Genomic DNA, 20,922 nt, shown 5'->3' with positions numbered 1-20,922 from the left:
CGTCAGTGGTGTGGGGCCGCAGTACTCCCTCGAACGACCAGCGGAGCCGACACCATCTCCGAGGTGGACTCATGACGAGCCCCCTGCAATTGGGCCATGAGTTCCTCGGCAAGACGCTGACCGATTGCGGCAAAATCCTGACGCACCGTCGTCAACGTCGGCCACACCAAATTGCCCAGGATGTCATCGAATCCCACCACGGACACGTCCTCAGGCACCCGGACCCCCATGTCCAGCAGACCGATGATGAGGCCTGCCGCCATCTCGTCATTACTGGCCACCACTGCGGTCGCGCCGGCGGCCTTGAGGCGGCGAGCGGCCTCGCATCCCGACGAAGCCGTCCAGTCTCCGACGACGACGTCGGGAACATCACAGTCGTTGGTCTCCAAACACTCCTGCCAGGCTTGACGACGCACCGCGGCCTGGCGGGAGTAGGTCGGCCCGCTGACGAGGTGGACGGTTTGGTGCCCCAACGCCAGGAGGTAGTCGACAGCAGCGCGCACCCCAGCGGCTTGGTCGCACCCCACGGTCGAGAATCGGCTGCACGTCGGACCGGCCACGACAACCGGCGCGCCTGGCGGCACCTCGAGCTCGTCAAGTCGATCGAGCTCAAGACCCTCGATGATGAAACCGTCGACCCGCCCCGACATCCGCTTCATGGCGTGCCCGTAGGCCCCGACGAGGTCATCGGTGGGTTCGAGGCGATCCAGGACGACGGCGAAATCACTACGCCGGGTGGCGTCGACGATGGCCTGAACAGTGCGCAGCTCGCCGGTGCGAGAAAGATCCGTGGCAAGGACGCCAATGGCACTCGTGCGCCCCGAGCGGAGGCTGCGAGCGGCGAAATTGGGCGAGTACCCCACCTCGGCCATGGCCTGGAGAACCTTCTCGACGGTCTTCGGTCGGACCGCGTCAGAGTGATTGACGACGCGTGACACAGTCTGCTGAGATACTCCGGCAGCTGCGGCGACATCGCCCATCGAGGGTCGGGACGATCCACGACGCTGTTGCTCGGTCATCACAACGCCCTTCACGACAGTGGGCCATCTGCCCGCATCCGGCTCGCCACCGCGTCCACCGTCGGACGGGCGTGGAACTGGCGAATTCTGGCCCACATCATTGCACCCGGAGCGTGGCCGGACCCGGGGTGACGACATAGAGATCAGGGTGGGTGAATCCTGCGTCGCGGAAAGCCTTGACGACCTGCCTGGCAGCGTCGTTGCGGACATCGCGGTCGACCAGGGCGATGGCACAACCACCGAATCCACCACCGGTCATCCGCGCACCGAGGACCCCGGCAGCGCGGGCTGCGTCGACGGCGGTGTCCAGCTCGGGGCAAGTGACCTCGTAGTCGTCACGCAAGGAGTCGTGGGAGGCGTCCATGAGCGGTCCGACCTCGCGGATGCGTCCGGCGTCGACGAGCTTGGCGAACTGAGTGACGCGGTCATTTTCGGTGACGACGTGACGGACGCGGCTGGCCATCTCCTCGTCGTCGAGGGCTGACAATGCGGCGCCGAGGTCGCCGACCTCACGCAGGCTGGCGACGCCAAGAATGCGGCAGGCGCTCTCGCAGGCGCGACGTCGTGCCTCGTACTGACCGTCGACGAGGCGGTGGGAGGCTCGGGTGTCGATGACGAGGAGTTCCAGGCCGGCGGCGTCGAGGTCGAAGGGAACCTGACGAACCGACCAGTCGTCGCAGTCAAGGAGGAGGGCGTGGCCGTCGGTGGTACGCAGGGACGCCGTCTGGTCGAGGCCCCCGGTGGGAGCTCCGGCGACCTCATTCTCCGCGGCGCGGGCGGCATTGACGAGGTCGGTGCGGCCAGCGTCAGAGTCGGACAGGCCGAGGTCGTAGAGATCCGCGAGGGCCAGCCCGACACCACACTCGACAGCTGCCGACGAGGACAGACCTGCCCCCAGCGGGACGCAGGTGACGAGAGCAGCCTCGAACCCGCCGATCTCGTAGCCAGCCTCGCGCAGGGCCCATGCGACGCCGGCGGTGTAGGCCTGCCAGCCATTGACCGACCCGGGAGCGATCTCGTCGAGGGTTCCCTCCCAGGAGAGGATGGAGTCGGCAAGCTGGGAGACGAGGACAACCTTGTCGTCGTCTCGACGTCGGGCGGCGACGTAGGTGCGGTGAGGCAGGGCGATCGGCAGGCAGAAGCCATTGTTGTAGTCAGTGTGCTCGCCGATGACGTTGACACGTCCGGGAGCGGCCCAGACGCCGTCGGGAGTACCGCCGATGTGCTCAGCGAAGAGGCCACGGGCACGGCCTGCGCCATCCTCAGTCGACCATGCCGTGCCGATCGTGGTGGCCTCGGGATCCGCCGCGAAGGCGTCGGTTGTCTGCGCCATAAGTGGCTCCTTTGCCCGTCAAAACCGTTGTCAGTAAGGAAGACCGTACCGCCGCTGCCGACGATGGCAACGGCTCGGTGGGCACTTCGCTCACTCATAATGTTTACGTACTCAAAAATAGCGGGTCGGGGTGTGACCCTGCCACGTCGGGAGCCTATGGTTCCCCGAGGGGGCGGTGCCCCACAACGCCGTCACTGCCCTCGTAATGACAGAAAGGACCACCCCACACAATGCCGTTGGAGACGCTCATCAACGCGGGATTCGTTGACTACCTGATCCTGCTCATCTATTTCGTGTTCGTTCTCGGAATCGGGCTGGCTGCCAGACACCAGGTGTCCGACTCCCTTGACTTCTTCTTGTCCGGGCGAAGCCTGCCCGGGTGGGTAACGGGGTTGGCATTCGTGTCAGCCAACCTCGGTGCCGTGGAGATCATGGGTATGTCGGCAAATGGAGCCCAGATCGGCATCCCGACCGTGCACTACTTCTGGATCGGAGCCATCCCGGCAATGGTCTTCCTCGGCATCGTCATGATGCCCTTCTACTACGGCTCTGGGGTGCGCTCGGTGCCGGAGTTCATGCTCAAACGATTCGGGCCGGCTGCGCACTTGGTCAACGCGATCTCTTTTGCACTCGCCCAGTTGCTCATTGCCGGTATCAACCTCTACCTGCTCGGGACGATCGTCCACGCCCTACTGGGATGGCCGCTGTGGGTTGCCCTCATCGTTGCTGCGGTGATCGTACTTGCTTACATCAGCCTTGGTGGCTTGTCGGCAGCCATTTACAACGAGGTGCTGCAGTTCTTCGTCATCGTCGCCTCCCTGCTGCCGCTGGTCATCATTGGTCTGCACCGTGTCGGCGGATGGAATGGACTCAAGGCCAAGATCACCGCCGCAGCGCAGGCCCATCCTGACGCCGTGACCCCGGCTGCCCAACAGTTGCATTCCTGGCCTGGCCAGGCGCTGTCGGGATTCACCGACCCGGTGATGTCGGTCATCGGCATCACCTTGGGCCTCGGATTCGTGCTGTCCTTCGGCTACTGGACGACGAACTTCGTCGAGGTGCAGCGCGCCATGGCGTCCGACTCGCTGTCGTCGGCGCGCAAGACTCCGATCATCGGCGCTTTCCCGAAGATGCTGGTGCCGTTCCTCACCGTGCTGCCAGGCATGCTGGCTGCGGTGCTCGTGCCGGAGATCGCTCGGATGAAGGCGGGCGAGAAGATTGCCGGTGGCGCGTCGGGCAACGTCGTCCAGTACAACGACTCGGTGTTGTTCCTCATTCGCAACCTGCTGCCGACCGGCCTGACGGGTGTCGCGATCACGGGCCTGCTGGCGGCGTTCATGGCCGGTATGGCCGCGAACATCTCGGCGTTTAACACCGTCTTCAGCGTGGACATCTGGCAGCACTACGTCATCAAGGACAAGGCTGACGTCTACTACGTCAAGGTTGGCCGAATCGCCACGGTCGCCGCCACTGTCGTTGCGATTGGGACCGCGTTCCTGGCGTCCGGCTTCTCCAACATCATGGACTACCTCCAGACCCTCTTCGGGTTCTTCAACGCTCCGCTGTTCGCGACGTTCATCCTCGGCATGTTCTGGAAGAAATCGACGCCTCACGCCGGTTGGTCGGGACTCGTCGTCGGTACTCTCAGCGCTGTGACGGTGTGGGTCATGAGCCTGACTGGTGTGTTCACCTTGCCAGGTCAGGGAACCGCGTTCCTTGCTGCCACGGTCGGCTTCCTCGCCGACATCATTGTCAGTGTCGTGGTTTCGCTGTTCACGACGCCGAAGCCGGCCGCGGAACTCGTCGGGCTGGTGTATTCCGAGACACCGAAGGAGAGCCTCGTCGATCCGCACGAGAAGAGCCTCCCGTGGTATCGACGCACGGTTCCGCTCGGCATGACCGTGCTTGCCATCACCGTTGTTCTCAACATCATTTTCTGAGGGGGTTGTCATGTCGAACGGAACTTCCACGGCCCGTCGCAATCGTCGCAAGGTCGCCCGCGCGATGGATATTCGTACCGTCATTGGTGACTTGCTTGCGCTCTACGGAGCCATTCTGACGATCACTGGCCTGGTCAGGGGGGCAGACGCTCGAGCCGACGTGTGGGCGGGGATCTGCCTGCTCATCGCCGGGGCAGCGTTCTTGTTGTGGGTGAAGGTTCGCCCCATCGAGGTGCCGGAGGATCTCAGCAAGGCAGATGCTGGCAAGCATGAGGAGAGCTGACACCAGCTGGCGCAGGTGCCAGCTGGTGTCAGCTGGTTGAACTTCGTGCTGAGGTGTGGCCGGGCCGTGGGTGACGCGGTCTGGCCACGTCGTCATTCACCATCGCTTTCCTCGCACACCACCGACCCCGTCCTGGTCCAGGGCATGCACCGCACGTCCCCGTCCCCTCCTCGCCACATACACGTTGAACAGGCAAGAATGCCGCGGCATACCGAACTACTTCTGGAATGCCACGGCCTTCTTGGGCGGTGATTGGGGTCAGACGCTTTGATGGTATCCGCGCGAATTGTCGAGGCGGTGTGCGACGTCGACGGCCAGGTCATCCATTTCCTGAGGGTCCCCGACGCCGGGACGAACGATGTGGGTGCGTCCGACTTGGCCGTGGTAGAGGGTGAGACGGGAACGCGACTCCGTGAGGGCTGCCTTGGTGACCTTGTCCCAGGTGCCGCGGCGATCCTGCCCAGCACCATGAATGTGGTAGCCCGTGTCATCGAGGTCGACGTACAGCTTCATGTGGGCCATCGACCAAGCTGCGGTAACCGCCAGGGCAATGCCACACGCGAGAACGGCAATGAAGAGGATGGTCACGGCTTCATGCCAGTTGTTGGCGATGCTGACGATCATGAGAACAGCGCCAATGATCGAGAGGAGGCCGGCGACGATGAAGCCACGGATCGGAGGCTCTGGAGACATGACGTGCCGGGTCGTGCCTGGTGGAAGATCCGTAAGGTCCTTCTTGGCCATCCCCATCTCCCGTCGCTGCAAGGTTGATCTGTGAGGACTCCGCCCCCAGGTGTCAGATGTGAGGGACGGACCCTCCTGGCGGCGAGAGTGGGATTCGAACCCACGGAGGTTGCCCTCGGCCGCTTTCAAGGCGGCTGCACTCGTCCACTATGCGATCTCGCCAACCGAGCTCTACCCGGTGGTCACATCTTAGCCATGATTCGGCGGTACTACCCACCGTCTCGGGCAAGGGCGGGATATGAGGCCCGCGCATGGCCGTTGATGTGCGCTTTGGTTCTCCGGCGCTGCCCGGAGCATTCACGGTGACAACATCCACCTTCGGGAACGTCCGGCTCGGAAGCTCCTCCTTCCCCTCCTCCCCCACACACGGAACACTTGCCCCCAACAAGCCCACCTCCGGTGGCATCCAGCCATCGGGACACTGGCGCAGGTATCGGAACCGCGAGCCCCTGGGCCTGCTCTCACCGCACTCCCGGTTTCGTCAGCACCCCAATGAGTTCGTTGACCTTGAGTGGCTTGGAGGACGACCGCGTCGTGACGATCTCTCCTGAATGGTCACCCGATTGCCATCCGACCTTCCAGACCTCAGTCATGCGAAGGGTGTAATTGCCCGGATGCTGGTAGATGTAGCCGCAATTTGGAGATTGGGCGCGCGGATCGGCGTTTGCGGGACGAGGGGTCGAGTGGGTGCAGCGGATGGTCTTCTCGCCGGTTTCGTAAACGGTATCCACTCGCTGTGCGTCGAGTGATACGACGATTCCATGTGCGGAGTCGCTCGCGGTGTGACGCTCAGCCCCTGGGTTATGGAACCACAACGGCTGCCCTACGGCCGTGATGTTCCACTTGTTGGCCGAGGGACGCGGCTCGATGTCGATGACGGGTTTCGCCAATCGAATGCCCGTCGCGATGTCAATGGACCAGGCTCTGATCTCGTCAGGTGTGGGGCTAGCAGGTCTCTTCGGTGCAGGACGCGGGGGTCGACGACCAGGCGTCGGCTTGTCGTCACGTGTATTGAACCCTGGCAAATACGGTATTCGGTTGAGATTCAATATGGATGAATCAATGTATGCGTCACTCCCCCACCGCTTGCGTGGCTCGGGCGATCCTGGTGCGGTGGAACCACGGTGCTTGTCGACATGGGGATGACGGCGCTTGTGATGGGAGCCCCGGTGACCTGGGGTGCCGTGCTTGGAGCCCCGATCGAGATTGATGCCAGGCTTTCGGTGGGAACCTCCGCCTTTGTACCTGACGCTGATTGATCCCCGTTTCGAATCCTCGCTGACTCCACCAGAACTCTCCGCAAACGCAGGAGCTCCAGTACACAGAATCGAGAGGATCACTATCGCAAAGACGTTTTTTACGCGTGACATGAATCGACCTCTCCCGACTCAGCATCAGTCACAATTAGGCCATGGCCTTCATCGTCCATTGAAAGCTTATCTCTTCGAATACGACCCGATATCACTTTGTCGTCCTTCGAGTCCTTAAATCTCCAAGCAGAGAAGTCAGCACACCCCAAAATTGTGATACCAAAATCATTTTCTCCCGCGACTCTCGAAATCTTGACATCACGGAACGGACGATCGAGCGGTAAAGCTCGATGTCCTCGCTTCTCCGCCTCCATATACGCCTTGAACGTAGCATCTGCGCCGTCCTCACTCAGAATCTCTTTGAGCTCAGGTGACAAGGAATCACCCACACCCTCCACCTCGAGCTTGTAGATCTCGTCCAAGTACGTCTCATAAACCTTCTTCGCCTCCAGGAACAACGCATCCTCTTTCGTCCCCGGGACCGGTGTCGCCGTCGCCTTCACAAACCTCGGCCCATCCGAACTCGGAGTCGCGGTCGAATTCGTCGTCACCACGCTCGGGGCTGGCGTCACTCCGCCCATCGAGCCCGGAGTGTCCCCAGCACCACCACAGGAAACCGTCCCCAAAACCGCCACGACAAGAGCTGTTGTCGTCGCCACATGCCGTCGACAGCGTCCGCCGTGCTCACCATTCATCACCATGGGGACCATCCTGAAGGTCAGCACAACCGTTGAGAACCCCCGCATCCAAAATCTGTGGATAACCCCGAAACTCTGTGGATACGACCTCTGGGTGATGTGAGGAATCCCAGCATCACTCCCGCCCTGTGGCAGGCTTGAAGTATGCATGCGATCACCGTCCGCCCAACCGACAAGACAGATTCCAAGGGCCGTCATCGTCCCGGTCCCGAGTGCATCGAATGGACCGAAATCCCCACTCCCGAGCCCGGACAGGGCGAGGTCCTCGTCAAGGTGAAGGCAGCAGGCATCAACCGTGGCGACCTCCTGCAGCGCCAGGGCCTTTATCCGCCGCCGAAGGGCGTTTCCGAGACCATGGGCCTCGAGGTCACCGGCACCGTTTCCTCCCTCGGCCCCGACGTCGATGGCTGGGCCGAAGGTGACGAGGTCGTCGCCCTGCTCGCCGGCGGCGGATACGCCGAGTACGTCATTGTCCCAGCCGGCCAGCTTCTCCCCATCCCCGACGGCATCGACCCGGTTACGGCGTCAACCCTCATCGAGGTCTCGGCGACCGTCATCTCCAATATGGATCACGTCGGCCTGGCCAAGGGCGAGACCTTCCTCGTCCACGGTGGCACCGGCGGCATCGGACAGTTCGCAATCCAGTACGCCAAGTCGCTCGGCTGCACGGTCATCACGACTTGCGGCACCGCCGAGAAGCAGGAGTTCTGCCGCAGCCTCGGCGCCGACGTCGCCCTCGACTATCACGACGATTGGGTTGCCGGCGTCAAGGAAGCCACCGATGGCCGCGGCGTCGACGTCATCCTCGACGTCATGGGTGCGAAGTACCTCGGGCTCAACGTCGATGTGCTCGCGACCGGTGGACGCCTCGACATCATTGGAATGCAGGGCGGGGTCAAGGGAGAGCTCAACATCGGGAAGCTCCTCGCCAAACGCGCCCTCGTCACCGCGACGAGCCTCCGCCCCCGCCCTCTTGAGGAGAAGGCCAAGATCTGCCAGCGGGTTCGTGAGGTCGCCTGGCCGCTCTACACCAACGGCAGTATCAAGCCCGCCCCGGTCGAGTCCTTCCCCATGCCCGATGCCGGTAAGGCTCACGCACGCCTGGAGTCCGGTGAGGTGCTCGGAAAGGTCGCGCTGACCCTCTGACCCCTCGGCGCAAGAACGACCTGTCTCTGTTTCGGCTGCGGCAAGTCGTTCTTGCGCGCGGCCATGTGGTGCCGCCTCCACCCCAATCCACCCCCCTGCCGACGAACGACTCCACGTGTGGTTATCGCGGTCATGAGTGTGGGCCCTGCCATCTCGGGCGGCACCACCCACCGTCAGCACCCGAATCTCCACCACGCACCTCTCCACCACACACCGAACCGAATATCCATTTGCCCGCATGCATATCTATGCGCTAGAGTGAGTGACGTGTCCAAGGTCATCACTCAGCTTCCCGTCGGCGAGCGCGTCGGCATCGCATTCTCCGGAGGTCTCGACACCTCGGTAGCCGTCGCGTGGATGCGCGAGAACGGCGCGATCCCTTGCACCTACACTGCCGACATCGGTCAGTACGACGAGCCCGACATCGCGTCAGTGCCGGGCCGCGCCCTCGACTACGGCGCCGAGATCTCCCGACTCGTTGACTGCAAGGCGGCCCTGGTCGAGGAGGGCCTGAGCGCCATCGCATGCGGCGCCTTCAACGTCCGCTCCGCCGGGCGCCCCTACTTCAACACCACCCCGATCGGACGCGCCGTCACCGGGACCCTGCTGGTCCGCGCCATGCACACCGACAACGTCTCCATCTGGGGCGACGGCTCCACGTACAAGGGCAACGACATCGAGCGGTTCTACCGCTACGGCCTGCTCGCCAACCCGCAGCTGCGCATCTACAAGCCCTGGCTCGACGAAAAGTTCGTCGCCGAGCTCGGTGGCCGCGACGAGATGAGTGCCTGGCTCACCGCCCACGACCTGCCCTACCGCGATTCCAAGGAGAAGGCCTACTCCACCGACGCCAACATCTGGGGCGCCACCCACGAGGCCAAGACGCTTGAGTCCCTGCACGTCTCGATCGAGTCCGTCGAGCCCATCATGGGCGTCAAGTTCTGGGACCCCGACGTCAAGATCGACACCGAGGAGGTGACGATCTCCTTCGAGCAGGGCATGCCTGTCGCCATCAACGGCAAGGAATACGACGACAAGGTCGCCCTCGTCCTGGAGGCCAACGCCATCGGCGGCCGCCACGGACTCGGCATGAGCGACCAGATCGAGAACCGCATCATCGAGGCGAAGTCCCGCGGCATCTACGAGGCCCCCGGCATGGCCCTGCTCCACATCGCCTACGAGCGGCTCGTCAACGCCATTCACAACGAGGACACCCTCGCGACGTACCACAACGAGGGGCGTCGTCTCGGACGGCTGCTCTACGAGGGCCGCTGGCTCGACCCGCAGTCCCTCATGATCCGCGAGTCGCTGACCCACTGGGTCGCCAGCGCCGTCACCGGATCGGTCACCCTCAAGCTGCGTCGCGGCTGGGATTACTCCATCCTCGACACCACCGGCCCGAACTTCTCGTACCACTCCGAGAAGCTGTCGATGGAGCGCGTCGAAGGCGCCGCATTCGGCCCGACCGACCGCATCGGCCAGCTCACCATGCGCAACCTGGACATCGCCGACACCCGCGAGAAGTTGGAGCTCTACTCCGACCAGGGGCAGCTCACCAGCCATGCCGACCTCGTCGGGCAGTTGGAGTCTGGCGGTGCTGCGGCCATCGCATCGAGTGGATATGACGATGATGACGACAGCCAGAAGGCTCTTGACGCTGCCGCAATGGAGTTCGGCGTCGACTGATCATCAGTCCTTGAGTTCGGGCCGTCCGGGATGCACCGGGCGGCCCGAATGAGTTCCCCTCCCGTTACCCGTTGCGCAGAATGAGATCTTATTCACAATGACCTCGCGTGCTGGCACACTGCTCCTATGAGTAGCAACACGACGCCGCCCAGTGACTGGAATAGCCCGGACGGAGACTCTCCCTACCAGCCGACGAGTCCCTCGTCGCAGTCCTACCCTCAGAGCTACGAGCCGACGTCCCCCTATGGGTCTGTCTACTCCAGCCCCTCGCCGTCCGACGACGACAAGAAGGGATTCTTCGGATCCCTTTTTGACATGTCCTTCGACTACTACGTGACGCCGAAGATTGCGAAGTTCGTCTACATCCTCGCGATCATTTGTGCCGCCGTCATGTGGCTAGGCATGATCGCTGGTTGTTTGGGCGGCGGCGATTCCGGTGGCAAGGGATTGCTCGCCGTGCTCGCAATCCTGCTGGGATGGATCCCGGCGTTCCTGTTCATCATTGGCGTGAGGATGCAGATCGAGTTCATCATCGCCCTCATCAAGACCAGTGAGAACACCTCCATCCTCCGCAAGAGGCTGACCCGCTGACTCAGCCTCGACGGGCCGCACATCGCTGACGGTGTGCGGCCCTTTTCACGCCCGGACTCGCAACCGCTGCAAGCCAGCGAGGACGTTATAGACTGCTCTAATGCGCGGTTACCGGGATGTCATCGCCATCCGGGAGGTGTGGACGACCCTCCTCTTGTCGGCTCTCATCCGGATTCCGATTTTCAGCCTCGGAATCGTCATGAGTGTCCACGTCGTCAGTTCGCTACATCTGGACTACGTGCGAGCTGGAGCCGTCACGACCGTCGTCACCGTCGCAACCATGATTTCCGGGCCATGGCGAGGCAGCATGGTCGACCACAAAGGGCTGCGGCGAACCATGCTCCCCTCTCTGATCATTACGACGATCACGTGGGGATTATCGCCTTGGCTAGGGTATTTCCCGCTGCTCGTGCTGTGTGCCATAGGCGGCCTGTGGAATTACCCGATTTTCACCATCCCACGTCAGGTCTTGATGGTCGCCGTGCCCACGTCCCGACGTCGGGCCGCACTGTCACTGGACTCGGTGAGCGTGGAGATTTGCTACATGATCGGCCCGACGGTCGCCATCATCGCAGCGACGACCGTCGGAACCCGGATCACCATCACCGCGTGTGGGTTCATCGCTGCCATCGGCGCGGCTGGGCTCATGACCCTGGACCCGGCGACCACAGAGCCGTCCGCAGTCGACCCGGTGCCACCCGCCACACATACCCCAGCGTCGGCGGCCCCGGTCGTCGAGGCCCCTCGCAACCGGAAACTGGCATGGCTGTCTCCCCGGTCGGCGTCCATCCTGTTAGCAGTCATCGCGACCGGATTCTGCCTGGGCGGTATTGAGCTGACGACCGTCGCCGCGATGAGGTCGATGGGCCGTCCCGAGATGATCGGATGGGTGCTCGCAGCCTCCGGCTTGGGGTCGGCCATCGGTGGCGTGCTGTACGGCGCCCTGCCGCGAGGGGCGTCCACGGCGCTTCTCCTCGTCTTCCTTGGCGCGCTGACCGCGTTGCCGGCATTGTCGAGCGGCCCCGGCTCGGCGGCCATCCTGCTGTTCCTGGGCGGCGTCTTCTGCGCCCCGACGATCACGTCGTCCATCGACGCCCTGACCGATCTGGTGCCGGCGGATTCTCGAGGAACCATCATCGGGTGGCAGGGGTCATGCCTCAACGGCGGCACGGCCATGGCCGCTCCGTTGATCGGCGCCATCATGGACTCTCACGGGTGGCAGTGGGGGTTCCTCGTGGCTGGCATCGCCAGCGCCGTCGTCGGAGCGATCGTGTGGACGACGGTCAGGATGGTGCGGAAGCGTCAGGCCGCGTAATCGCTTGGTTCGCTGACGCAATCGCCACAACGAAGAAGGGCCCGAAAGCGACACCATCGCCTTCAGGCCCTTCCTCTTACCACTCGCTCGGCGAATCCGCCGACATGGGCGACGGCCTTCCCGGACTCAGCTCGTCGAAATGCGGTCGAACGGGTTCCTCGTCGCGCACCTCTGGCTTGAGCCCAGCCCTCTCCGCATGAACGGCTGCGGCACCAGCAGGACGAGGGACGCCCTCGTCCACGCCCAAAGCCGCCTTCTCCACGGCCGCCTTGTGATCGGCGTCGATGCGATCCCGGACGGCTTCCTCCGACGACGGCACAGACATCGTCTGGCGCTTCGGCTCCACATCCTCAGCGGGAGCTGGTTCCGGAGTGTCCTTCCACTCGTCGCCCAGGTAAATGATCGTGTCGCCTTCCTTCGGCTCGTTCATGTCAACGTTCGCGACGTTCACCGACGACGGCCTGACGACGAACATCACGACAGCCTCGGGCATGGCCTGACGGAACTGCTCCCAGGTGTGGTGATTCTCGTCCAACTCAATCTGACGCACCCGCTTGCCGCTGCGCCACATCTTGTCCATCGCCGAGTGGGTTGTCGGCGGATCGAAGGCGGTCCTCGCCTTGAGGATCTGCGCGGTGCCGGTCGTCGAGTCCCCGGCGTCACCCTCATCCAGACGCTCAAGCTGAAAGACGTTCGCCCGCCCCAACGCGCGCCGGTAATGCACTGACGCGATGGAGTTCGTGTCGTCGTCAGGCGTACATGCCACCATCGACGCGATCCCCGCAAGGTCCATGTCCTCGGTCGCGTACTCGGACAAGAAGTCCGCCGCCTCGCACCGGAGCCCCGCTTTCCGGGCCGCGTAGAGGTCGTAGGCCCTCCGGGTGACGATGAGGGTGGGGACGTCCAAGTCGCGCAGGGTCTTCGCGGTGTCAATACTCCAGGCCGGCGACCCCGCAAACATGACGCCGCGCGGACTTGCCGACGCAAGCCCCAGCTTCTCGGCGAGCCGACCAATGCCCAGGCCGTAGATAGCCACGGTGCAGACGATGACGAGGAATACCAGCGGCACGAGCCGGTCGACCTGACTCGCCATCCCCGCAATCTGGTCAGCGAACGACACCAGCTGCTTCGCCCGCTCGGGGTCAGACTCGGCAATCTCCTTGGCCTGCTCCCTGACATGGTTGGCGGACTCGCTGAACTCCATCGCAAAGATCGACGCCACCGACGCGGCCACGATTCCTCGCGGAGCCATGAAAGCCATCAGGATCCGTTCCTGCCGGGTCGTCTCGGTTCGCATCAGGCCCAACATCACCGACGCAGGCCGGACGACCAGCACGAGCAGGGCGACGAAGATCAGGCCCATTGGCAGGATGTCGGCGATCTGGGACGGAGTCACTCGTCCGGCCAGCATGATGAACAACACCCCGACGAGGAGCACCTGCAGATGCTCCTTGAACTCGACGACGGGCTCGAGTTCAAGATGAGGCTGGTTGGCGAGGTAGATGCCCAGCATCGTCACGGCGACCAGCCCGGACTCCTCGCGCAGGAAGTTCGCCCCGACGCAGGTACCGACGGCGACGCCGACAAAGATCACGCCCTGCAGGAAGTCCGGGATGAGGTGTCGCCTCATCATCGCTGTGAGGAGCCACCCGATCGGTGCCGCGAACAGCAGCCCAACCAATAGGGTCAGCCCCAGGTCCAGCACACCTTGTCCGATCGAGGACCCACCGATGCTGCTGATGGCCTGGTAGACCAACAGGGCCAGGATCGCGCCCAGCGGATCGACGACGATGCCCTCCCACCTCAGCAGGGCGCTCACCCGTCGGGTGGGCCTCAACTGACGCAGGATCGGGTTGATGACCGTCGGACCGGTGACGATGAGGATCGCGCCCAGCAGCAAGGAAACACGACCGTCGAACCCCAATGCCATCGCAGCCAGGGTGATGAGAACCCACGCGATCCCTGCGGTGACGGTGCACAGCCGAAGGATTGGCCGTCCCAGGTCACGAACTTCGCGGAGCTTGAGCCCAAGTGACCCTTCGAAGAGGATGATTGCCACTGAGAGGTTGACACCGTCAAACAGGAGTTGTCTTCCGAAGATCTCATCGGGGGTAACCCACTGTCCGAGTGCGAAACCGATCACCAGGAGGAACAGCAGCGCGGGGAGGCGTAACCGCCATCCGAGCCACTGGGCACCGACCGCAAGTGCGAGTACGAGCGCCATGTATGTTGCTGCATCCACCCGGGCACTCTAACCGGCACAGTGCCGGTTTTCCCACGCGGGAAGCGTGGGCACTGAGCGCCGGGGCCAGCAACTCCGTGGATGCCGTGGGGATGTAGACGAAAGTCGAATGGATCGACGACAAGCTGTCCGAAAGTACAGATCTGGCTGTCCCGGAAATCTCCTCCGCGATCCATCCCCAACGACGAATAACCCTGAAATGAGTACGTGAACATCCGCCTGACAAGCCTTTTTGGACGTCCAATTTGGTCACCGTCAACGTCAGATCGAGGCCTGAAAAGCACTTGTAACATCACAGCCAGTTGACGTTGAAATACGCCGCCTTGGCCCATTGGAAAGGAGCCATCGTGAATCGGACGAACGATTGCGCCCTCCCGTCCTGCGCCAACCTCAGAACGGTCTTCCAGCATCCCCTGCTCGAGGGTGACAGCACTGCCGCCACACCCGACGAACAGCGCCTGGAACGCGCTCTGCAGGCTCGCGCTCGAGCTGCTTGCTCCGCCTGCTCTCTCTTCGAACAGTGCCTTGAGAACGCCATCCTCGACCACGACGTCGCTGGATTCGCTGCTGGCACAACCCCGCGTCAGCGTTCTCGCATTCGCTCCTGCCTGGGAGTTCGGGTTCGTCCCGACGACTTCGAATCCTTCGCCGGGGTCATCGCTCGCGGGCATCAGGTGGCCACCCAGGACGTCGTCAGCCTCCATCAGGCTCACCCCGATCAGCCACTGAGCTTCATCGCAGACCGTCTCGGTTGCTCGCTGTCCACCGTGAAGCGGCACCTGCGTCGGGCTCGCGACACCTCTTCGGCCCCGCGCCGCAAGACTCCTGCGAAGGTCAAGACAACCAGCCTGGCCGCCGCATACGAGTCGGTGACCGGGCGCCCGTACCCGAGCCGCGCGAGGTTGGCTGCCTGAGAAAAAGTCACGCTCTGTTCACCGCATGATCATCGCACGGTGGCAGGCTGGCTGACATGACATTCAATCCTCGTATGGTGGCCCTCGACATCGACGGGACCCTCGTCGATTTTGAGGGCGAACTTCCGGACTCGGTCCGTAAGGCGGTCGCCAAGGTCGACGTCCCTGTCGTCCTGGCGACTGGGCGAGGGCTCTTCGGAGCGATCCCCGTCCATGAAGCCCTCGGTCTGCAGGGGGGACACGCGGTGGTGTCCAACGGAGCTGTCACCGCGACGATGTCCCCCGTCGAGATCGAGTCCCAAGTCACCTTTGATCCGCGACCCATCATCGATCACGTCATGGACGTCTACCCGCAGGCGCTCATCGCGGTCGAGGAGGTCGGCGTCGGTTACCGCCTCAACCAGCTCTTCCCCGTCGGGGAACTGCAGGGCGAACTCCACATTGAGACCATTGACGAGTTGCGCTCCCGCCCGGCCCCGCGCGTCATCATCCGCGATCCGAACGGTTATGCCGACTCCTTCCGCGACCTGGCCCACAGCCTCGACCTGCACAGCGTCTCCTACGTCATCGGCTGGTCGGCCTGGCTCGACATCACTCCGGAGGGTGTGACTAAGGCCTCTGCCCTTGACACCCTGTGCCGTCTCAAGGGCATCGATCCCAAGGACGTCCTGGCCATCGGCGATGGTAACAACGACGTCGAGATGTTGCAGTGGGCCGGACGCGGAGTCGCTGTCGGCGATGCGCCCGACTCCGTCAAGGCCATTGCCGATGACGTCGCTCCCTGCTTTGCCGACGGTGGCACCGCGGTTGAGCTGGAGCGCTGGTTCTGAAATCGTCTCCCGGTCACTCAGGCCGGCTGCCCTCGATCATCGGGAACCGACCTCAGTCGATCCGCCCTGCCCGCAGCACCCCCGGCTCGACGTGACACTCCGCCCCGAGGTCCATCGGGGCAATCCGTCCGGCCGCCCGCGCCTCGAAGAGCTTCGGCAACAGCATCGCGGCCAGAGTCGTCGGTGAGATGGTGTTGACGTAAATCTTCGTCCCGCCCTCGAACCCGGCCAGGGTAGAGATGCGCAACTTGAGGATGATCCGCCACGGCACCGGTACCCCGGTCCCTATCGGACGGTAATGCCACTCCTCATTGGCCGGCACATCATCGCTGACGGCGACGTGGGCAGCGTGCAACAGGTCCGACATGGCGTCAATCCCGTCATCGTCGACGCGCCACGGCTGGTCGGCGCGGCCCGTCGACCACACCTCGACCGAGGGGTACCTATGACCAAAACCGACGGTCATGACAGCGCCCTCGTTACGGGCCAGCACCAGTCCGTGCTCGACCGCGAAATCTGGCCCCCAGCGATTGAAGATGCCCGGGTCTAGGACGGCCTTGGGCAGCACCGACTCGTTGTCGGCTCCCACTTCGTCAATGGCCACCAGCTGCTTGTGCAGATGATCGAATGACGCCCCGGCCGGCTTGAGCCAGTTCTGGAAGGCCACCACGTATCGGACGTGCTCGTTGTGTCGGTGCAGCTGGACCATCGAGTCGACGGTCAGGGCCATGAATGCCCGGTGTTCGTCGACGGTCAGGCTCGCCGATCCGGCGACGTCGGCCGTCGTCGTCCCCTCGTCGGTGTAGTGCCGCCTGGCGACGATGACGTCGTGTCCCCCGGCGAAGAAGGCTGCAGAGGCCTCCCGCAGCTCTTTCGGGCCGAGGTCCTCACCGCGCTGGTCCGACCCCACAGCCTTGAACTTGGCGTTGAGGACCGACCGGACATGAGCCTCTCCCCCCGGGTTTGACAGGTATTCCTCCTGCCAGTCGCGCGAGGCCCGTGGAAGGTCCATTCCCCAGTTGAGCTGCCAGTACTGCCAGGACAGGATCTCGAAGAGATTGGGGATCCGTCGGAACTCCGGGACGGTGTCACCGAGCTGATCAGCCGAGACACGACGCATGAGGTCATGGCCCCGCACCAGACCGCCCTCCCGCTTCACCAACCGAGTCTTCTCCGGAGGGGTCGACAGCAGGTTGTCCGGGCAGAAGGCGCAGGCCGCATGACGATCGTGCTCGGTCAGCTCCCGGGTCTGCGTGGCCGGTTTGCTCAGCGGGCGGGCCCCACGACCAGGCACCGTCCACACCTTCGTACCCGTGAACGGGTTGACCTGCTTGATGGTGCCGTCGGGCAGTTCCCGGTAGTACGGCTCGTCGCTCACTTCGCCGGCTCGATGAACTCACGCCCACCAAGGTAGGGACGCAGCGCCTCGGGCACGCGCACCGAACCGTCAGCCTGTTGGTGGTTCTCCAGCAGCATGATGATGATACGGGTCATCGCGCACAGGGTGCCGTTGAGGGTGGCCAGCGGTTCGACCCCGTCAGGTCCGCGATGGCGGATGGAGAGACGACGCGCCTGGAAGGTGGTGCAGTTCGAGGTCGAGGTGATCTCGCGGTAACGGCTCTGAGTCGGCAACCAGCCGTAGCAGTCGTACTTGCGAGCAGCCGAGAGGCCCAGGTCACCGGAGGCAACGTCAAGCACCTGGAACGGGATTTCCAGGGCCGAGATGAAGTCCTTCTCGAAGCTCAGCAGCTTCTCGTGCCAGCCCTCCGCCTCATCGGGCAGGCAGTAGACGAACATCTCGACCTTGTCGAACCAGTGGACGCGGAAGATGCCGCGGGTGTCCTTGCCATAGGAGCCGGCCTCGCGTCGGTAGCACGGGGAGAAGGCGACGTAGCGCTTCGGGAGCTCGGCGTCGTCAAGGATCTCGTCGGAGTGGAACGCGGCCAGGGCAACCTCGGAGGTTCCCACCAGGTATTGGTCGTCCTTGGGCAGGTAGTAGACGTCGTCGGCGGCCTGGCCGAGGAACCCGGTTCCCTCCATCGCCGAGGGCTTGACGAGGGCCGGCGGGATCATCGGGGTGAATCCCCACTGCGCCGCCTTGGACATCGCCAGGTTCAGCAGGGCGAATTCCAGCTGGGCGCCGACGCCGGTGAGGACATAGAAGCGAGAGCCGGCGATCTTGGTGCCTCGCTCCATGTCGATCGCGCCGAGGGCCTCGCCGATCTCGAGATGGTCCTTGGGCTCGAATCCTTCCGCGACGAAGTCACGTGGGGTGCCGACGGTCTCCTTGATGACTCCCTCGTCCTCGCCACCAGCGGGAACGTCGTCAATGACGATGTTGCCGAGGGTCCTTGCGAGCTCGATGAATTTGGCGTCAGCCTCGTCAGCGGCCTTCTTGAGGTCGGAGACCTCGCTGGCAATCGACTTGGTGCGAGCCAGCAACTCGGTCTTCTCGTCTCCGGACGCCTTGGCAATGCGTTTGCCCAGCCCCTTCTGTTCAGCGCGCAGGTTCTCGTGGGCGGCGATGGCCTCACGACGAGCCTCGTCAGCGGCGACGATGTCGTCGACGACCGAGGGGTCCTCGCCGCGGGCGACCTGGGAGCGGCGAACGGCATCCGGATCCGTTCGCAGGAGCTTGGGATCGATCATGTCGCCGATCCTACCGGTCGGGAGCCTGCGAGGAGTCAGAGGCCAAGAGACGCGGCAGGGCCCGGGTGGTTCCACCCGGGCCCTGCCGACGTTGTCGTCAAGCGATCACGCCATCGCTTGAGTCCTCGACGTCACTTGTTCTTCGGCTGTTTGGCCTGATCGATGTCGATCTGCTCCTTGGCGACCTTGCCGGACACGGTCTGGGTGTCCTGGGTGGTCTCCTTGCCGATCTTGATCTTCTCGGCGGCGACGGTCTCCTTGTCGATGGTCGGACGCTCCTCGTGGGTCACGATGTCCTGGGCGCCCTCGGAGAGCTTGACGTCGTCACCGGCGACCTTCTCGTCGAGAGGAACGCGCTCGACGTGGATCTCCTCGCGCTCGACCGGGACCTCGACGGTCTCGGTGTCATGGACGATGTGCTTGCGGATGCGCACACGACCGGTCTCGACACGCTCCTTGCCAACGTTGAGGCGCTCCTCGTGGCGAACGACGGAGCCATCCTCGGCCACCGGGGACTTCTGGTCAGCAGTGGTCTGCGGCGTGGTGTCGGCGACCTTCTCGGTCTTGGCGTCGGCAATACGATCACCGGAAACACCATTTCCAGCAACGCCCGGGTTGCCCTCCTTGTCGACGACCTTCTGGCCGGCAACGCCACCAGCAGCTCCACCGGACACACCGTTGCCCGCGTAACCCGGGTTGGCGTCCTTGGTGGTGTCCTTCTCGGAGGCGAAGGCATCGGAGTAGTAGCGGTACAGCTCGTCGGTCTCATCCTCGGAGAGGTGGCCGTCCGGGTCAACGTTCGGGGCGTCCTTCACCTTGTCCTTGGTGTAGGGAGCGCGGATCTCGTCACCGGAAGTCTCGAGGCCCTTGAACGGGACGAAGGTCTCGTTGCGTCCGAAGAGACCGGTCTTGACGGTCACCCAAGCCGGCTGGCCGGAGGCGTCGTCGAGGTAGACCTGGCCGATCTCGCCAATCTTGTCACCAGACTGGTCTACAACGGTACGGTCGTAAAGAGCGTCGATATTGGCGTTCGTAGGCGTCTTGTCAGTCGGCATTCTTAATTCCTTTCGTTTAGATTTCTACCAAATCCCATTCGGAGAGCCGAGCAGAATCGGTTGATGTCTTCAACGATACGAACCTGAGGGCCACAATCAAACCGGCTCATGTTGCGTTAATCGCTTTTAACCAAAACTCTTGTTCTGGCAACCTAGGTATGTTACGATCCCTGACCGCGGCGAGGACGCATACGTCACCATTTCCCGATGACCCCCTGGAACCACTTCTCCGCCGCCACGTAATCCTCATCGCTGAAGCCGCGGATGACGTCAGGGCCCTCAGGCGACGCAAGACCCCTTGTAGAGCCGTTTGGATAGGACCCGAGGAAGATCACCTGACGGCTGATCCGGTACAACCCCTTGAGCGCAGCAGCCATCCTCCCATCCGCGACGTGGCCAATGGCATCAATGGAGAAGCAGTACTCACCGAGACGATCCTTGGTTGGCCTCGATTCAATTCTCGACAAATTAATTTTGCGGAAAGAGAACTGCTGCAGGATCTCCAACAAGGCACCTGGGTGATCGCTCGGGGGAACGACGACAACAGTGGTGCGATCATCCCCCGTTCGAGCAATCATCTGCCCACTTCTCGCAACCAAAATGAATCTCGTGACGGCATCCGGATTGTCCGCAATTCCCTGTGCCACAGCTGTCAATCCGTACATCGTTCCGGCAACTTCGGCGCAGACGGCGGCATCGAAACGGGACCGTGGATCCGACACCTCCTTCGCCGCGGAGGCAGTCGACCCACCCTGGGTGATTTCGGCGTGCTCCGGGAGGTTGGCGGCAAGCCAGTCCCGGCACTGATTCGCGGCATGAGGGTGGGTCACGACGCGACGGATCGACGACAACGACGTCCCAGGTCGAACGTAAAGATTAAATTGCACCGGAATGACGACCTCGCGAACGATTTGCAAACCACCCAGAGCAGCGAGAGTGTCCAGGGTCGCACTCACACCACCCTCGACGGAGTTCTCAATGGGAACCAACGACGCCTCGACGTCGCCATCGACAACGCCCTGCAATGCGGCGCCAACCGTCGCATACGGGCGAGCGTCGACGCGGCCGAGAGTCTTGAGGGCCTGATGGGTGAAAGTGCCTGCGGGGCCGAAATATCCGTACACGCCGTCAGACTATCCACGTGGTCGTCACAGTGGCCCCGACTCC

18 protein-coding genes and 1 tRNA gene are annotated in these 20,922 nt (G+C 63.3%); 8 read left to right on the top strand and 11 right to left on the bottom strand.

The genetic code is table 11. The features are described 5' to 3' along the window. Positions 1–2 precede the first annotated feature (2 nt). Together PALO_RS11345 and galK are read right to left on the bottom strand one after the other, a co-directional pair. On the bottom strand, positions 3–980 hold the full coding sequence (locus PALO_RS11345; RefSeq protein ID WP_041710340.1) for a LacI family DNA-binding transcriptional regulator: 978 nt from the start codon (positions 978–980) through the stop codon (positions 3–5). A gap of 136 nt (positions 981–1,116) precedes the next feature. Next, positions 1,117–2,352 (bottom strand): galactokinase, encoded by a 1,236-nt coding sequence (galK, locus tag PALO_RS11340; RefSeq protein WP_015583656.1) that lies wholly within the window; start codon positions 2,350–2,352, stop codon positions 1,117–1,119. A 230-nt stretch (positions 2,353–2,582) separates the two neighbouring features. On the opposite strand from galK, the gene PALO_RS11335 reads away from it, so the two are divergent. After that, complete coding sequence (locus PALO_RS11335) at positions 2,583–4,292, top strand: sodium:solute symporter family protein (RefSeq protein ID WP_015583655.1); 1,710 nt, start codon at positions 2,583–2,585, stop codon at positions 4,290–4,292. A 10-nt stretch (positions 4,293–4,302) separates the two neighbouring features. Further along, positions 4,303–4,575, top strand: a complete 273-nt coding sequence (locus PALO_RS11330; RefSeq protein ID WP_015583654.1) for a hypothetical protein — start codon at positions 4,303–4,305, stop codon at positions 4,573–4,575. A gap of 258 nt (positions 4,576–4,833) precedes the next feature. Here PALO_RS11330 and PALO_RS11325 read toward each other — a convergent pair whose 3' ends face one another. The 4 genes from PALO_RS11325 to PALO_RS11310 all read right to left on the bottom strand — a co-directional run bounded on the left by PALO_RS11325 (position 4,834) and on the right by PALO_RS11310 (position 7,330). After that, positions 4,834–5,325 carry a hypothetical protein gene (locus tag PALO_RS11325; protein ID WP_036902106.1) on the bottom strand — a complete coding sequence of 164 codons (492 nt, stop codon included), beginning with the start codon at positions 5,323–5,325 and terminating at the stop codon, positions 4,834–4,836. Between the two features lie 70 nt (positions 5,326–5,395). Continuing rightward, positions 5,396–5,481: transfer RNA gene (locus PALO_RS11320), tRNA-Ser, on the bottom strand. A 299-nt stretch (positions 5,482–5,780) separates the two neighbouring features. Then, positions 5,781–6,248, bottom strand: a complete 468-nt coding sequence (locus PALO_RS11315; RefSeq protein WP_036910097.1) for a hypothetical protein — start codon at positions 6,246–6,248, stop codon at positions 5,781–5,783. A 428-nt stretch (positions 6,249–6,676) separates the two neighbouring features. Beyond that, the gene (locus PALO_RS11310; protein ID WP_015583651.1) at positions 6,677–7,330 is read right to left on the bottom strand and encodes a hypothetical protein; all 654 of its coding nucleotides are present in this window, start codon (positions 7,328–7,330) and stop codon (positions 6,677–6,679) included. Positions 7,331–7,471: 141 nt separating this feature from the next. Between PALO_RS11310 and PALO_RS11305 the strand changes: the two genes are divergently transcribed. The 4 genes from PALO_RS11305 to PALO_RS11290 all read left to right on the top strand — a co-directional run bounded on the left by PALO_RS11305 (position 7,472) and on the right by PALO_RS11290 (position 12,065). After that, entirely contained in the window at positions 7,472–8,473 is a 1,002-nt protein-coding gene (locus PALO_RS11305; RefSeq protein WP_015583650.1) for an NAD(P)H-quinone oxidoreductase, read from the top strand. A 258-nt stretch (positions 8,474–8,731) separates the two neighbouring features. Next, positions 8,732–10,159, top strand: coding sequence for an argininosuccinate synthase (argG, locus tag PALO_RS11300; RefSeq protein WP_187290325.1), 1,428 nt, complete (start codon positions 8,732–8,734; stop codon positions 10,157–10,159). Between the two features lie 126 nt (positions 10,160–10,285). Beyond that, positions 10,286–10,750 carry a DUF4282 domain-containing protein gene (locus PALO_RS11715; RefSeq protein WP_023033223.1) on the top strand — a complete coding sequence of 155 codons (465 nt, stop codon included), beginning with the start codon at positions 10,286–10,288 and terminating at the stop codon, positions 10,748–10,750. A gap of 100 nt (positions 10,751–10,850) precedes the next feature. After that, entirely contained in the window at positions 10,851–12,065 is a 1,215-nt protein-coding gene (locus PALO_RS11290; protein ID WP_015583647.1) for an MFS transporter, read from the top strand. 76 nt (positions 12,066–12,141) lie between these two features. Here PALO_RS11290 and PALO_RS11285 read toward each other — a convergent pair whose 3' ends face one another. After that, positions 12,142–14,289 carry a cation:proton antiporter gene (locus tag PALO_RS11285; RefSeq protein WP_015583646.1) on the bottom strand — a complete coding sequence of 716 codons (2,148 nt, stop codon included), beginning with the start codon at positions 14,287–14,289 and terminating at the stop codon, positions 12,142–12,144. A gap of 365 nt (positions 14,290–14,654) precedes the next feature. On the opposite strand from PALO_RS11285, the gene PALO_RS11280 reads away from it, so the two are divergent. Both PALO_RS11280 and PALO_RS11275 read left to right on the top strand, forming a co-directional pair. Further along, positions 14,655–15,221 carry a WhiB family transcriptional regulator gene (locus tag PALO_RS11280; RefSeq protein WP_015583645.1) on the top strand — a complete coding sequence of 189 codons (567 nt, stop codon included), beginning with the start codon at positions 14,655–14,657 and terminating at the stop codon, positions 15,219–15,221. A gap of 74 nt (positions 15,222–15,295) precedes the next feature. Beyond that, entirely contained in the window at positions 15,296–16,051 is a 756-nt protein-coding gene (locus PALO_RS11275) for an HAD family hydrolase (RefSeq protein WP_004809741.1), read from the top strand. Between the two features lie 52 nt (positions 16,052–16,103). On the opposite strand, the gene PALO_RS11270 is transcribed toward PALO_RS11275, so the two are convergent. The 4 genes from PALO_RS11270 to pheA all read right to left on the bottom strand — a co-directional run bounded on the left by PALO_RS11270 (position 16,104) and on the right by pheA (position 20,879). Further along, positions 16,104–17,429, bottom strand: coding sequence for a DUF4921 family protein (locus tag PALO_RS11270; protein WP_015583644.1), 1,326 nt, complete (start codon positions 17,427–17,429; stop codon positions 16,104–16,106). Next, positions 17,426–18,700 carry a serine--tRNA ligase gene (serS, locus tag PALO_RS11265; RefSeq protein WP_015583643.1) on the bottom strand — a complete coding sequence of 425 codons (1,275 nt, stop codon included), beginning with the start codon at positions 18,698–18,700 and terminating at the stop codon, positions 17,426–17,428. Before serS ends, PALO_RS11270 begins: the two co-directional genes overlap by 4 nt. A 131-nt stretch (positions 18,701–18,831) precedes the next feature. After that, entirely contained in the window at positions 18,832–19,755 is a 924-nt protein-coding gene (locus PALO_RS11260) for a DUF2382 domain-containing protein (protein ID WP_004809748.1), read from the bottom strand. 194 nt (positions 19,756–19,949) lie between these two features. Further along, complete coding sequence (gene pheA, locus PALO_RS11255) at positions 19,950–20,879, bottom strand: prephenate dehydratase (RefSeq protein ID WP_004809749.1); 930 nt, start codon at positions 20,877–20,879, stop codon at positions 19,950–19,952. Positions 20,880–20,922: the final 43 nt, after the last annotated feature.

It is taken from the genome of Cutibacterium avidum 44067 (assembly GCF_000367205.1).
Classification (GTDB): Bacteria; Actinomycetota; Actinomycetes; order Propionibacteriales; family Propionibacteriaceae; genus Cutibacterium; species Cutibacterium avidum.
The sequence above is the reverse complement of the archived record's forward strand: the minus strand, read 5'-3'. Positions and strand labels throughout refer to the sequence as shown.